This is a genomic window from Streptomyces sp. RLA131, from assembly GCF_056270125.1.
Genome location: NZ_JBWDOQ010000002.1, coordinates 3,960,289 through 3,974,564, shown reverse-complemented (window position 1 = coordinate 3,974,564; position 14,276 = coordinate 3,960,289). Strand labels below are relative to the sequence as shown.

The 14,276-nt window shown below is 72.3% G+C and carries 10 protein-coding genes and 1 pseudogene; 6 read left to right on the top strand and 5 right to left on the bottom strand.

Annotation, left to right across the window (positions count from 1 at the left end; translation table 11 throughout):
* Positions 1-29: 29 nt before the first annotated feature.
* The 3 genes from RWE79_RS18965 to RWE79_RS18955 all read left to right on the top strand — a co-directional run bounded on the left by RWE79_RS18965 (position 30) and on the right by RWE79_RS18955 (position 2,565).
* Positions 30-614: a SigE family RNA polymerase sigma factor gene (locus tag RWE79_RS18965; RefSeq protein WP_475941268.1), complete on the top strand. Its 585-nt coding sequence runs from the start codon at positions 30-32 to the stop codon at positions 612-614.
* Positions 611-1,642 (top strand): hypothetical protein, encoded by a 1,032-nt coding sequence (locus RWE79_RS18960; RefSeq protein ID WP_475941267.1) that lies wholly within the window; start codon positions 611-613, stop codon positions 1,640-1,642. The genes RWE79_RS18965 and RWE79_RS18960 overlap by 4 nt, the downstream gene beginning before the upstream one ends.
* Positions 1,643-1,737: 95 nt before the next feature.
* Positions 1,738-2,565, top strand: coding sequence for an SURF1 family protein (locus tag RWE79_RS18955; RefSeq protein ID WP_475941266.1), 828 nt, complete (start codon positions 1,738-1,740; stop codon positions 2,563-2,565).
* Here RWE79_RS18955 and RWE79_RS18950 read toward each other — a convergent pair.
* From RWE79_RS18950 to RWE79_RS18935, 4 genes are all read right to left on the bottom strand, one after another.
* Positions 2,521-4,332: a S9 family peptidase gene (locus RWE79_RS18950; protein WP_475945918.1), complete on the bottom strand. Its 1,812-nt coding sequence runs from the start codon at positions 4,330-4,332 to the stop codon at positions 2,521-2,523. The two genes, RWE79_RS18955 and RWE79_RS18950, sit on opposite strands and share 45 nt — an antisense overlap.
* A gap of 148 nt (positions 4,333-4,480) precedes the next feature.
* Positions 4,481-5,980: a methionine--tRNA ligase gene (gene metG, locus RWE79_RS18945; protein WP_475941265.1), complete on the bottom strand. Its 1,500-nt coding sequence runs from the start codon at positions 5,978-5,980 to the stop codon at positions 4,481-4,483.
* 305 nt (positions 5,981-6,285) lie between these two features.
* Positions 6,286-6,519, bottom strand: coding sequence for a hypothetical protein (locus RWE79_RS18940; RefSeq protein WP_475941264.1), 234 nt, complete (start codon positions 6,517-6,519; stop codon positions 6,286-6,288).
* Between the two features lie 59 nt (positions 6,520-6,578).
* On the bottom strand, positions 6,579-7,454 hold the full coding sequence (locus RWE79_RS18935; protein ID WP_475941263.1) for a hypothetical protein: 876 nt from the start codon (positions 7,452-7,454) through the stop codon (positions 6,579-6,581).
* Positions 7,455-7,763: 309 nt separating this feature from the next.
* On the opposite strand from RWE79_RS18935, the gene RWE79_RS18930 reads away from it, so the two are divergent.
* A complete protein-coding gene (locus RWE79_RS18930; RefSeq protein ID WP_475941262.1) occupies positions 7,764-8,570 on the top strand; it encodes a hypothetical protein in 807 nt (268 codons plus the stop codon).
* Between the two features lie 169 nt (positions 8,571-8,739).
* Here RWE79_RS18930 and RWE79_RS18925 read toward each other — a convergent pair whose 3' ends face one another.
* Complete coding sequence (locus RWE79_RS18925) at positions 8,740-10,125, bottom strand: prolyl oligopeptidase family serine peptidase (RefSeq protein ID WP_475941261.1); 1,386 nt, start codon at positions 10,123-10,125, stop codon at positions 8,740-8,742.
* A 491-nt stretch (positions 10,126-10,616) separates the two neighbouring features.
* On the opposite strand from RWE79_RS18925, the pseudogene RWE79_RS18920 reads away from it, so the two are divergent.
* Both RWE79_RS18920 and RWE79_RS18915 read left to right on the top strand, forming a co-directional pair.
* Positions 10,617-10,907: pseudogene (locus RWE79_RS18920) on the top strand (ATP-binding protein); the annotation flags it as partial.
* Positions 10,908-11,044: 137 nt separating this feature from the next.
* Positions 11,045-14,203 (top strand): AfsR/SARP family transcriptional regulator, encoded by a 3,159-nt coding sequence (locus tag RWE79_RS18915; RefSeq protein WP_475941260.1) that lies wholly within the window; start codon positions 11,045-11,047, stop codon positions 14,201-14,203.
* Positions 14,204-14,276 lie beyond the last annotated feature (73 nt).

Below are 14,276 nucleotides of genomic sequence, written 5' to 3'. Positions count from 1 at the left end.
GGCCGGGCGGCAGTCGGAATCCGGGCGGTATGCCGGTGATCGCGCCCTGGCCGGTAGTCAAGGCACCCTCCGACCGGGGGGACGCTGACGGCAAGATGTCAGTCGGAACCACCGGAGCCACCGGGACCACGGTCGACCACCTCACCGAGACCTACCGGGCGCACTACCGCTCGCTGCTGGGGCTCGCCGCCCTGCTGCTCGACGACACGGCCTCCTGCGAGGACGTCGTCCAGGAGGCCTTCATCCGGGTGCACTCGGCGCGCAGCCGGGTCCGCGAGCCGGAGAAGACCCTCGCCTACCTGCGGCAGACCGTCGTCAACCTGTCCCGCTCCGCCCTGCGCCGCCGCATCCTCGGACTGCGGCTGCTGTCCAAACCGATGCCGGACATGGCCAGCGCCGAGGAGGGCGCGTACGAGATCCTCGAACGCGACCAGCTCAAGGCCGCCATGCGCAAACTCCAGCGCAGGCAGCGCGAGGTGCTCGTTCTGCGCTACTTCGCCGACATGACCGAGGCACAGGTCGCCGAGACCCTCGGGATATCCGTAGGCTCGGTCAAGGCGTACGGCTCGCGCGGGCTCGCGGCGCTCCGCGTCGCAATGGAGGCCCCGGCATGACCACCCCCGACTTCCCTCACGGCATGGATACCCAGAAGAACCGCGAACACCCGGATGGCGACAGCCCGCTCGGAATCGGCTTCGAGGACGGTCTGGACGACGACGAGCTGGCCCTGCGCCGGCTGCTGCACGACGTCGTCCAGGACCTTGAGCCCCGCCCCGAGACGCTGAACCACCTGCGGCGCGCGGTCCCGGCCCGCCGGGCGCGCCGCAGGCAGCTGCTGGTCGGCGCGGCCGCCGCCTGCCTGCTCGCGGTGGCCGCCGTCCCGGCCGCCCTGCATGTCGCCAACACCGCCGACTCGCAGAATCCGAACCCGGCCAACGCCTCCAGCTCCCGTGACACCGACACCGGTGACAAGACCGGCGGCCACGACTCGGACAAGCCCGCCGGCAGCGTCTCCAACGGCAAGAAGGGCAGTGGCAAGGGCGGCAAGTCGGCCTCCAAACCCTCGACCGGCGCCACCGGCAAACCCGACACGTCCGGCACCCTGGCGGCCACCGCCCCGGCCTGTACGTCGGCCGACCTCGGCAATGTCGCATCGAGTGCCGCCGGGTACTTCCAGCTCGGCAACGTCTCCACCGGCCCCTGCACCGTCGAGGGCGGCGGCAGCGTCACCTTCAGCGCGCAGGGCGGTGCCGACGCGAGCCGGATCTCCGTCGTGGACCACACGGCGGGGGACGGCACCTCGCTGCCCGACTCCACCGGTGAGCCGCTGATCCTCCAGCAGGGGCAGAGCTTCCAGGTGCGGTTCGCCTGGGTGGCGGCCGCCGGCGGCGGCACGAGCGGCTGCGAGAGCGTGAGCAGCCCGTCGCCGAGCCCCACCACGTCCGCCGACGACACCTCCAGCGGTACGACGTCCGGTGACGGCGGCACGACCACCAGCCTCGACTCGGCCGCCGACGAGAGCGGCACGGCGTCGATCGTGCTGACCTACACCCCGGCGGCGGGCGGCCCGGCCGTCAGCGTCACCCTCCCCGACGCCTGCGCGGGCACCGTCTACCGGACCGGCGTCGTCGCGGCCTCGTAGCACTCCATCCGGCTCGGAAGAGGATCGGGCGAGTACGGGGGGCGGGTACGGGGGCCGGGTCCGGCCGCCGTACCCGCCCCCCGTACCGTTGAGGCGTGTACCGGTTCCTGCTGACCCCGCGCTGGCTCGCCGGCCACCTCTTCGTGGTGCTGGCCGTCGTCTTCTGTGTCTTCATGGGCAGCTGGCAGCTCAGCCGCTTCGAGGACCGGGTCCAGAGCCACCGCACGATCGAGAAGGACAGCAGGTCCGCGACCGCCGCCGAGCCGGTCGCCCTGTCCGCGCTGCTGCCGGACGCCTCGTCCCCGGTCACCACGGAGTCCTCCGGCCGCGCCGTCACCGTCACCGGCCGCTACGACAGCGGCCACCAGCTCCTCGTCCCCGGCCGCACCCTGGACGACCGCACCGGCTTCTACGTCCTCACCCCGCTGCGCGTCACCGGCGGCGCGGCCCTGCCCGTCGTACGCGGCTGGCTCCCCGGCAAGGCCTCGGCGGTCCGGGTCCCGGCCGCCCCTTCGGGCGAGGTCACCGTCACCGGGGCCGTCCAGGCCCCCGAGAGCACCTCCACGGACGGCGTCATCTCCACCGGCGGCCTCCCCGAGGGGCAGCTCGGCATGATCAGCGCCGCCTCGCTGGTCAACCTGCTCCCGTACGACGTCTACAGCGGCTGGATCACCCAGAGCGACACCACGGCGCCGCTGAAGGCCGTCCCGCCGGCTGCCGCCGCCAACACCGGGCTGGACCTGAAGGCCTTCCAGAACCTCGGCTACACCGGCGAGTGGTTCGTCTTCGCCGGCTTCGTGGTCTTCATGTGGTTCCGGCTCTTCCGGCGGGAGGCGGAAGCCCTGCGCGACGCCGCGCTCGGGCTTCCGCCGCAGACGTCAGACGCCCAGGTGCCGGCGCGCGAAGTCGAGCTCAAGTCGTAGCTGCTTGATCCGCTCCTCCACGACGAGCGAGCCGTGCCCGGCGTCGTAGCGGTAGACCTCGTGCGTCTTGCCCAGGCCCTCCAGTCGCTCCACGTAGTTGTCGATCTGCCGGATCGGGCAGCGTGGGTCGTTGACCCCGGCGCTGATGTAGACCGGCGCCTTCACCTGCCCGACGTAGGTGATCGGCGACGAGGCCTCGTACCGTTCCGGCACCTCCTGCGGCGAGCCGCCGAAGAGCGTACGGTCCAGTGCCTTCAGGGCCTCCATCTCGTCGTGGTACGCCGTGACGTAGTCCGCGACCGGCACCGCCGCCAGGCCGACCGCCCAGGCGTCCGGCTGGGTGCCGACGCCCAGCAGCGTCAGGAAACCGCCCCAGGAACCGCCCGACAGCACCAGCTTCGCCGGGTCGGCGAGCCCACTGGTCACGGCCCATTCGCGGACCGCCGCGATGTCCTCCAGCTCGATCAGGCCGACCCGGTGCTTGAGCGCGTCCGTCCACTCGCGGCCGTAGCCGGTCGACCCGCGGTAGTTGACCCGTACGACGGCGAAGCCGTGGTCCAGCCAGGCCGCCGGGCCGCCCGCGAAGGCGTCCGAGTCGTGCCACGTGGGGCCGCCGTGGATCTCGAAGACCGTCGGGAACGGCCCCTGGCCGGTCGCGGGCCGCTGGACGAGCGCGTGCACCAGCCCGCCCGGACCCTCCACCCAGGCGTCCTCGACCGGCAGCGAGCCGGGGGCCTTGAAGCCCGGGGCCTCCAGCACCGTGGCACCGGTCGTCGACCGCACCACCGGCGGCTGCGCGGCCGACGACCACAGGAACTCGACGGTCCCGTCGGGCCGGGCGGTGGCTCCGGACACCGACCCGGCGGGGGTCTCCAGCCGGGTCAGCGTGCCGTCGGCCGGCTCGTAACGGAAGATCTCGCTCCGCGCCTGGTACGAGTGCACCACCAGCAGCGCCGAGCCGTCCGGATACCACTCCGCCGCCACATCGCCCGGCAGGTCGATGGCCAGCGCGGTCTCCTCACCGGTCGCCACGTCCCACACCATGGGCTCCCAGCGCCCGCGCCGCTGATGCGCCACCAGCAGCCGGCTGTCCCCGTGCACCGGCGCGAAGCCCAGGCATTCCAGGCCCAGTTCCTCCTGGCCGCCCCGGGTGTCGTCCAGCTCGGCCACCGTCGAACCGTCCGGCGCCACGACCCTGAGCGCCGAGTGCATCGCGTCCCCGTGCTCGGTGTGCTCGATCACGATCAGCGTCCCGTCCTCCGACAGATCGCCGACCCCGCCCGATTCCGCGTGCCGGTAGATCTCCACCGGCGCGGCCCCGGGCCGTACGACATGGATCGTCGTCCCCTCCTCGTCGGTGGACCGCCCCACGACCGCCGTCCCGTCCTTCCCCAGCGCCAGCCCCGCCGGGTACGAGGGCTCCAGCCCCGGCGCCGCCTCCTCGTCCGCGCCCCCGCCGAACGGCTGCCGGACCCACACCCCGAACTCGTCACCGTCGCTGTCCCGGAACCACCACACCCAGGCCCCGTCCGGTGACAGCGTCCCTTCCGACGTCCCGTTCGGCCGGTCCGTCACCTGCCGCCGCTCCCCGGTCACCCGGTCCCATGCGTAGAGTTCGAACGTGCCTGTGACGTTCGACACGAACAGGCCGCGGTCAGGCGCGTCCTGCGCCCACTCGGGCAGTCCGACGCGCGGTGCGCGGAAGCGCTTCTCCCAGTCCGGCATGCCGGCTCCGGCTTCGCTGCTGCTGATGCTCATGCCGTCCATGAAACAGGATCGCCCGCCCCGGCGGACCGAAGGTCGCGTGCGGCTGCCCGAAGCCGGGCGCAGATGTCCGGCGCTGCCGCGCACCGCCCCGCCACGGCGGCATCGGACCAGTCCCGGCAGCGTCATGAAGGCGACGGATCCCATGCCGTCAGCCTGCCCCGTTGATACGCCGGGCCAGATGGCGCGGCTCCGGCAGGACCCCGTCAACCGCCGTGCACCGGACGGCGATCCGGGCGGCGGTCCCGGGCAGGAAGGGCCGCAGCTCGTCGGCGAGGACCCGGCAGGCGTCGAGCAGGGCGGCCAGCACCGATCCGGCGCCCCCGGACCTGGCCGGCTCCCAGGGGCGGGCATGGTCGAGGGCGCGGTTCGCCTCGTCGACGATGCTCCACAGGGCGGCGGTCGCCCGCCGGAAGTCGTACGCCTCCAGCGCGGCGTCCACCAGCCCCGGCACCTCGCGGCAGACGGCGGCCAGGCCGGGCAGCACGTACGGCGACGCCTCCGGCTCCCGTCCGTCCAGGCGCCGGTGCACCAGCGTGGTGACCCGGTGCACCAGGTTGCCGAGGCCGCCCGCGAGGTCGGCGTCGGCGCGGGCGGTGAGCCGCCCGGCGGTGAAGTCGGTGTCGCCGGTACGCGCCACCTCGCGCAGCAGCCACCACCGGACGGCATCGGTCCCGTAGTCCTCCACGAGAGCGGCCGGGCCGGCGGCGGCCGCGTTGCCGCCCGACTTGCTGATCTTGGCGCCGCCCACCGTCAGGTAGTCGTGCACCAGGATGTCCGTCGGCAGCGGCAGCCCCGCCGACAACAGGATCGCCGGCCAGTGGACGGCGTGGAAGCGCAGCACCCCCTTGCCCGCCAGATGCACCCGGCGGCCGCTCTCCCCGCGCCCCCACCAGGCGTCGTACGCGGCGTCCCCGGTGCCGTAGCCCAGGCTGGTCACGTAGTTCGCGAGGGCCTCCCACCACACGTACACGACCTGCCCCGGGTCCCCCGGCACCTCGATCCCCCAGCCCCGGGCCCGGGCCCGGGAACGCGAGACCGAGAAGTCCCGCAGCCCGCCGTCGATGAGGGCGAGGACCTCGTTGCGGCGCGAGGCGGGCTCGACGCGCAGCTCGCCGCTCTCGACCAGCTCGCGCAGCCGCCCGGCGTGGCGGGAGAGCCGGAAGAACCAGTTCTCCTCGGCGACGGGCTGCGGCTCGGTGCCGTGCTCGGGACACCGCCCGTCCACCAGCTCCGCCGGAACCCGGAACTGCTCGCAGCCCACGCAGTACAGCCCCTCGTAATGCCTGCGGTACAGATCCCCGGCCGCCGCGCACCGCCGCCAGAGCCGCTCCACCCCCACCCGGTGGCGCGGGTCCCGGCTGGTACGGATGAAGTCGTCGAAGGACAGCCCGAGCGGCTCCCGCAACGCCTCGAAGGCGGCGGCGTTGCGGTCCACCAGCTCCTGCACGGGCACGCCCTCGGCCTCGGCGGCCAGCACGTTCTTCAGCGAGTTGTCGTCCGTCCCGCTGAGGAAGCGGACCGCGTCACCGCGCTGTCTGCGGTGCCGGGCCAGTACGTCCGCCTGCACCAGCTCCAGGGCGAAGCCGAGATGCGGGCGGGCGTTGACATACGGAATGGTGGTGGTGACGTAGTAGCGGTGCCGGTCCATGGGTACTCCTGTGGTGAGGGAGCCGGGACCGGTCCGGACATGCGAAAGGCCCCGTCTCCGGGGCCTCGTGAACGTCGTACGTCCAGCGTCAGCAACCCCGCGAGCGGGGCATCATCACCTCGTGCTGCTGCGGCTGCTGACGTGCGGACGTGTTCATGCCGTGATGCTAGCGGATGCCGAGGCGGCCGCGCCGAACTCCTCGCGCGCACAGGGCGGTTCCGGCACAGGACGCAGCGGCCGTTCGGTCTCCTCGAACGGCCTTCCCGCACCGCGCGATCAGCCGGGTCTCCCCGGAGACCGCCCGGTCAGGGCGCCCACTTGTACTTGCCGCCACCGACCCACCGTACGACCGCCGGGTCGTCCAGATCGCAGTGGTGGATGCCCGACGCGTGCGCCAGCCGCAGCACGTCGACCATGTCCCGGGCGACTCCCACGGTCTCCCCGTTGATCTGCACCAGCCGGAAGGGCCGCTCGCCCCGCTCCACGGGCGACACGATGATCGGCGAGGTCACGAACGCCGGCGTCTCACTCTCGGTCATGGCTCCACGCTGCGCTTACGGCGCCGTACGCGCAAGCGCAGGGCCCGCGGCCGCTCCGCTCAGGAAGCCGCTGGCAGGCTTCCGGGCCCGTCGGCCCCGTCCTCGGGCGGACAGTCCCGGCAGCGGCCGGGCCCCGCCGCGCGGAAGGCCCGTTCGCAGCCGCCGTCACAGGTCTGCCAGGGCAGCACCGCCACGGCGGGCGCGGCGGGCGCGGCCGGTACGGCGAGGGGCAGGTCCCGGAGCCGGTAGGCCAGGATGTGGGCCGGCCGCCCCCTGAGCCGGGCCGGGAGCGGGGCGGTGAGCAGGTCCGTGATCTGCGCGGCCCCCACACCCACGTCGAGCCACTGCGCGACGGCCGGGGCGAGCCGCGCCACCTCCGGCCCGGAAAGGATCAGCCGCGGGTCGGCGATGCGCAGCGAGGCCAGGATGACGACCGCCTCCGGATCGGCCTCCTCAAGCGACGCCGCGGGCGCCGAGGGCGGCGCGGGCGGCGCGGGCGCGGGCGCCGCAGGAGCTGGCGGCGGCACAGGCGGTGGCGGTGGCCCGGGCGGTACGGGCGGTCGTGGAGTGCCCGGCGGCGAGCCCTGCACCGGTACGTCATGGAAGTACGTCCGGGTCCGGATCACCCCCCGGTCCTCGCGCCGGCGCGGCCGCTCCAGATATCCGGCCGCCTCCAGCTCCCTCAGAGCCCGCGAGATCAGGATCTCGCCCTCGGTGAAGTGCTTGCACAGCGCCGCGATGCTCACCGGAGCTCCGTCCGGCAGCGAGAGGATGTACGTCGCGACGCCGATGGTGACCGCGCTGCCGCGCCGCTGCGCGAGGGCGTTGGCGATCACGGTGAAGTCGGAGGTGAGTCGGGTACGGACATGGATCACGCCGGAGGTCGGTGCTCCGGCATCGGCGCCCGGGCGCGCGTTAGACTTCGGCTCAGCCATTGGGAAGGTACTGCTTCCTGATCGGTCAGGCCCTCGCCCGGGATTGCCGTCCTGGCCGGGGGCTGTCTTCTGTTGTGGGGTTGTCGCGCAGAACGTAACCCCCGGCGACCACCCTGCGCAACCATGTCACTCCTGGGAGTGACATGCCGGGAGGGGAGGGAGGGTAGGTGGTTCTTCCCCCAGGTCCTTTAGGAGGCCCGTGACCCCCCGGTACCCCGCCGGCCACGGCCCGGTGGGCCGCGCGCGTCACGCTGACAGCCTGCCGCCTCGTATCCGTACGCGGGACCAGAGGTGTGCATGCAAGCAGGCATGAGAACCGGAGCCGTTGCCGTCCTCGCGGGGGCCCTGGCCCTCGGGGTGTTCACCGCCCCGACCGCGGAGGCCGCCGACACCGGCATCACCGTTTCGAAGGTGGTCGTGAACGCGGGCGACCCCGTCGTGGTGGGCACCTCCGACGAGAAGACCCCGTCCGTCACATTCCGTATCACGCTGCCCTCCGGCCACAGCACCGACGATCCGGACGGCTACCAGGCGGAACCCTTCCTGTACCACGGCACCACCGCCAAGAAGGGAGCCGACAGCGGCGGCCTCTACGTGGGCGGTTACGCCTGCTACGAGGACGGCACGCGAGCGGCCGACTGCGAGGGCGAACTCACCATCGACCCGCGCTACGACCTCGGCTCGAACGCCGACGCCACGACCTGGAAGATCGGCGTGGTGGCCCGGCTCTTCAAGTCCGACGGCAACCTCAAGGCCGAGGAGTACACAACCGCGTCCGGCACCGTCCGGGTCGAGCGGTGGGCGAAGGCCACCGTCAACGCCTCGCCGGAACCGGTGAAGAAGGGCAGCACACTCACGGTGTCCGGCACCCTCACCCCCCGCGCGGACCGGGTCAAGCACAAGTACACCGGCTTCGCCGGGAAGTCGGCCCGCCTCCAGTTCCGCAAGAAGGGCGGCTCGGCCTACACCACCGTCAAAACGGTCACCTCCGGCTCCACCGGCGCCCTCAGGACCACGGTCAAGGCATCCGCTGACGGCTACTGGCGCTGGGTCTCCACCGCCACCTCCACCACCGGCGCCGCCACCTCCGCCGCCGACCTGGTCGACGTACGCTGACCGGTCCCGGACCAGCAGGGGCCCGATCCGGATCGCGGATCAGGCCCCTCGCGGTGGTCGCGGTCGCGACGACCGGCCACCGCTTTCGACGCCGCACTGGTCACCGGCGGGTTGCCGCCGGTCTGCCGTCCCGGCCGGACGGTCGCTCGCCGGTAACGGGGCCGGCGGCTTACAGGGACTGCCGCATGATCCAGTCCCGGACGCCGGGGATGGTGTAGGCGATGGGCCAGGTGGCCATGTGCGCCATGGTGTTGGAGCCGGCCGGCACGACCGTGCCGGTCTTGAGGGCGACGTAGTTCACCGGGGTCCGCTGAGCCTTCATGCTCCTGACGTCCGCGGCGAACTGCGCGGCCGTGGACCGGCCGTCCCACACGGCGGTGCTGACCTTCGTGCCCTGGTCCTGGATGACCTCGACGATGGCGTTCTCGCCGGGATAGGCCTTGGTGTCCTCCTCGGCGACGACGATCCACAGCTTCTTCGCGGCCAGCGGCGCGGCCTGTTCGGCCGGCCATTGGCCGGCGACGACGAACGACGCCGCGAACAGGTCGGGGTGCTTGATGTTCATGCCCAGCGACATCATCGCCCCCATCGACTGCCCGGTCGCGTAGAGCCGTTTCCGGTCGATGCTGTACTCCTGCGTCAGCGACCGGACCAGGTTGACCGTGGCGTCGAACAGCGTCGACGGCTCGTAGTCGTCGTCGATCACGATGGAGCCGTACTCGGGTGCCAGGACGAAGCACTCGTGCCTGGCCTGGTCCTCCGGACTCGCCCAGCAGACGGCGCCGAGGCCCTGGACCAGGGGGCCCACCGTCACGGCGTTGACCACGCTGGCGTCGTGCATGAACAGCACCAACGGGTACTGCTTGCGGTGGTCGTAGTTCTTGGGGACGAACAGGTTGTAGTCCAGGGTCTGCCCGGTCGCGGGATCGGTGAACGAGAACTGCTGGAAGTCGTCGACGATCAGGTTCACCACCGCGCTGGTGGTCAGCGTCGTGCTGTCCGCCGGGTAGCGGACGCGGCGGGTCGTGGTGACGGTGCCCGTCTGGGTCAGCGAGGCCTTGGCCTCCGCGAGGGTCTGTCCGGCCGGGCTGTCGCCGACTCCTCCCATCCCCGGCATGGTCCCGCCGCCGGTACCGCCGGTACCGCCGGTACCGCCGGTACCGCCCGACCCGCCGTCGGAACTCTGCGCCCCCCACAGCAACGCCGCCGCGTCGTCGGGTGACAGCTCCACGATGACGTAGCGGCCGTCCTTGCCCCGCTCGGCGAGGTCCGCCGTCCTGTTCGCGTAGACCTTGGTCACCGTACGGCCGGTGACTGCGAACGTCGACGTTGAAAGGGTCGCGTTGTCGATGGCACTGTCGTACTCGACCGCCACCGCTATGAGCTTCTGGCCGTAGCCGAAAACCTGCGTGATAGCGGTGACGCTCCGCACGTGGTCACCCCCGGATGCCGTCCCACTGGAGGCAGCGGCTGAGCTGGGCGCCGCGCTGCCGAACACGGCCAGGGCCCCGGCTGTCGCAGTCGCGGATCCGGCGATGAACTTACGCCTGTTCATAAAAGTGAACTCCTTCGAGAGTGATTGCCAGAATTACCCGCTGGGCAGGGACGAGTCGCGCGCAGGTGGGTGCGTCAAGCCCGGTGGGGGCCCTGCCGGCCGTCGTCGAGACCGGCGGTCGCGGCGCATGCGCGGGTGTGTGGAACACCCACCGGCTACGGGGACGACAGTTGTCGCGGCGATTCCGGCGAAATACTCCTGCGCTTCAATTCTTTATTCCACCTTTATCTGCGCCGCGCTCAATACCTTGCAGGTTTGCGTGCGAGATCTTCTCGCATACCGGTTCACAGAATAAGCACCGCGGAATGAAACTGACGGGTCGCCCAGCGCCTCGTCGCAGAAGTCAAAGAAATTCCTAACGAAAATCACACCTGACACGTCCGTTTCTCAGGGGATTTTCATAGGTGAACAGATGAGGCGCGAGTCGGCCGCCTTCCCATCCCCTGCCGCCACGCCGACGCCCTGCTGGGATCCGGCGCTCCCACCGGGCCGCCGCACCCGTTGTCGGCGGTTACTGGACCCGCGGCAACGATGTCGAGATCGACCTGGTCGGCGCCGACCGGCAGCCCGTCGCCGAGGAGTTGTTGTTCCTCGGCTCGGTCAAGTGGCTGGAGACATCACCGTTCGACGCCCATGACCTTGCCGCGCTGCACAAGCACAGAGCCGCGCTCACCGACGATCCGATCCCCCTCGTCGCGGTCTCCCGAAGCGGCGTCAGCTGCTCCGGGCTCCAGGCGGCCTTCGGGCCGGAGGATCTGCTCAGCGCCTGGCGCTCCCGCTGAGCGGACGGTCACAGCGCACCGGGATGCCGTCCGGTGCCGGAGGCCCTGTACCGGGGGCGTCAACCGGGTGATGCTGAACCGGCGTTGGAGCGATGATCGACTCGGTAGGGACAGTCGGTACGGAGGGGGAGGCCGCCGTGGTGCGCGTAGTGCTGCTTGGACCGATTCAGGTGTACGCCGATGATGTGACGCCGGTCGAGGTGGGTGGCGTCCGGCTGCGGATGCTCCTGGCCAGGCTCGCCCTCGAAGAGGGCCGCACGGTGCCCGTCGACTCGCTCGTGGACGGCCTGTGGGGGCAGGAGCCGCCCGCCGACGCGGCCAACGCGCTGCAGGCGCTGGTGTCCCGGCTGCGCAGGGCGCTGCGCGGGTTCGCCGCGGTGGAGTCCGCGTCCGGCGGCTACCGGCTCTCGGTGCGGGCCGAGGACGTGGACGTCCACCGCTTCGAGGATCTGACCGCTCGGGGCAGGCGGGAACTCGCGGCCGGGCGGCCCGGCGAGGCGGCCTCGCTGCTCGGAACGGCGCTCGGACTGTGGCAGGGCGCGGCGCTCGCCGATGTCCTCGACGCCCCGTTCGCCGGGCCCGTCGCGACCCGGCTCGACGATCTGCGGACCGCGGCGGCCGAGGACCGCTGCGATGCCGAGCTGCGGCTCGGACGGTACGGAGAGGTGCTGGCCGACCTCGAAACGGCCGGTGCCGAGCGGCCGTTGAGCGAGCGGGTCGCCGGGCTGCGGATGCGGGCGCTGTCCGCGGCCGGACGGCAGTCCGACGCCCTCGCGGTGTACGAGGCGATACGGGAGCGGCTCGGCGACGAGCTCGGCGTCGATCCGTCGGTCGAGCTGCGCGAGATCCATCTGGCCCTGCTGCGGGGCGAGTTGAAGACGCCCGCCGAGCGGGCCGAGGCCGCCCCGAGCCGTCTCCCGGCCCGGCTCACCAGCTTCGTCGGCCGCGACGTCGAACTGGACCGGCTCGCGACGCAGTTGGCCCGCGGCCGGCTTGTCACCATCGTGGGCCCCGGCGGCGCGGGCAAGAGCCGGCTCTCCCTCGAAGCGGCCACCCGGGACCGCGCCCACGCGCGCGGCCGGGTCTGGTTCGTGCCGCTCGCCGGTGTGAGCGCACCGGACCAGCTGGCCGACGCGGTACTCGGTGCCCTCAGCTCCACCGACGGCCGCCTCTACGACGCCGGTCAGGGGCAGCGGGCCACCCCGGTCGAGCGCATGGCCGGGCTCCTCGGCAGCGGCGATGCCCTGCTCCTGCTCGACAACTGCGAGCACCTCGTCGAGGCGGCCGCTGGACTCGCCGCCGAACTCCTCGACTGTCTGCCGGAGTTGCGGATCCTCGCCACCAGCCGCGAGGCCCTCGCGATCACCGGCGAGTCCCTGTGCCACCTCGGCCCCCTCGCCGTACCGATGGGATCACCGGAGCCCGCCGAGGCCGCGCAGTCGCCGGCCGTCCGCCTCTTCGTGGACCGGGCCGTCGGAGTCCGGCCGGACTTCACGCTCGACGACTCGACCCTCGACGCCGTGGTCGAGGTCTGCCGGCGGCTCGACGGGATACCGCTCGCCCTCGAACTGGCCGCGGCGAAGCTCCGCTCGATGAGCGTCCAGCAGATCGCGCGCCGCCTCGACGACCGCTTCCGCCTCCTCTCCTCGGGCAGCCGCACGGCCCTGCCCCGCCAGCGCACCTTGCTCGCGCTCGTCGAGTGGAGCTGGGACCTGCTCGACGAACCCGAGCGGATCCTCGCCCGCGGAATGGCGGTGTTCCCGGGCGGCGCGACCGTCCCCGCGCTCGAAGCGGTCTGCGCGGACTCGTCGCTCCCGGCCGCCGACATCCCGTACGTCCTGGACGCCCTGGTGGAGAAGTCGCTGGTCGACGCCGTCGACGAAGGGGCGGACGAGCCGCGCTACCGGATGCTTGAGACGGTACGCGCGTACGCGGCGAGGCAGCTCGCCGACGCCGAGTCCGGGGACGCCGTCACCAAGCGCTATGCCGCGTACTTCCTGGCCCTCGCGGAAGAGTACGAATCCCGCCTTCGTACCGGCGAACAGCTGCGTGCGATCGAGGTCTTCGACGCCGAACACGACAACCTCGTCCTCGCGCTGCGCTCGGTCGTCGACGCCGGGAACGGGGACCTGGCCGCACGCTTCGCCGGGGCGATGTTCTGGTACTGGGGGATCAGGGGGATGAGCGCTCGGCTCGACACATATCTGGCGGAGACCGCCGGGCCGGATGCCGTACGGGCAGGGGATTCCGTACGGCCAGGGGGCGGCGAACGTCCCTCCGCCGGGGGCGAGTCGGCGACGGCACGTGAGTTCCACCCGGCCGGACTGCTCCTGCGGATGTCCCAGGTCTCCTTCCCCGCGAGCGCGTCAGGACCGGGCGGAACCGGGGACCTGGACCCCCTCGACTCGCCCGACCCCTGGGTGCGGGCCAGCGCCCACCTGGCACGGGACTTCGCCCTCACCGAACAGGGCGACCTGGTCACCGGCGCCGACTCCCGGATCGAGGCCCTGCGCGGCTTCGAGGAGGTGGGCGACCGCTGGGGGCTCGTGATGAGCCTGCTCCCGATCGGCCGCGACCACTCCCTGCGCGGCGAGTACCCCCAGGCCATCGCCACCTTCGAACGGACCGTGGCACTCAGCTCCGAACTCGGCACCGAGGACTACCTCTACCTCAGCAAGGCCAGACTCGCCCGCGAACGCCGGCGCAGCGGCGACCTGGAAGGCGCCTTCCGCGATCTGCACGCCGCGCACCGGCAGGCTCGCGAGCGCGGACAGCTGCGCCTGGAGGCCAACATCCTCGTGGGTCTGGCCAATGTGCACCGGAGGGCCGGTGAGCTGGCGCAGTCCGACGCGACCCTGGACCGTCTTGAGGCGCTGAGCGCCCGGCGCCGCTCCCTCAGAGAACTGGCCCGCGACCTGATCGTCAGCACCCGCATCGAGAACCGTCTCGCCGAGGGGGACCCCGTGCGGGCCAGGGCCCTGCTGCCCGTGGCGTCCGGCGCCCTGTTCGGCCAGGGATCGGGCGCCGCGCTCGCCTGGGTGGCCGAACTGCTCGGCAGTCTGAGGACATTGGAGGGCGCTCCCGAAGAGGGTGCCAGGTCGCTCGGCATGAGCCAGGTGATGCGCGGCGCCTTCGACTGGGGCGAGCCGGAGTGGTGCGAGCTGGTCGACCGCATCGTGGCGACGCTGGGAGAGGAGGGCTTCAAGAAGGCGTACGAGGAAGGGGCCGCGTACTCCCGTGAGGACGCGCTGCGGTGGCTGGAGGGGGAGGCCTTGCGGGCGGTGCCGAGGATCTGACGAGACGCTCGTGGTCGTGCGGACAGCCGGGCGGGGTCCGCACCGTGGGTGCGGACCCCGCCCGGCCGGGCTC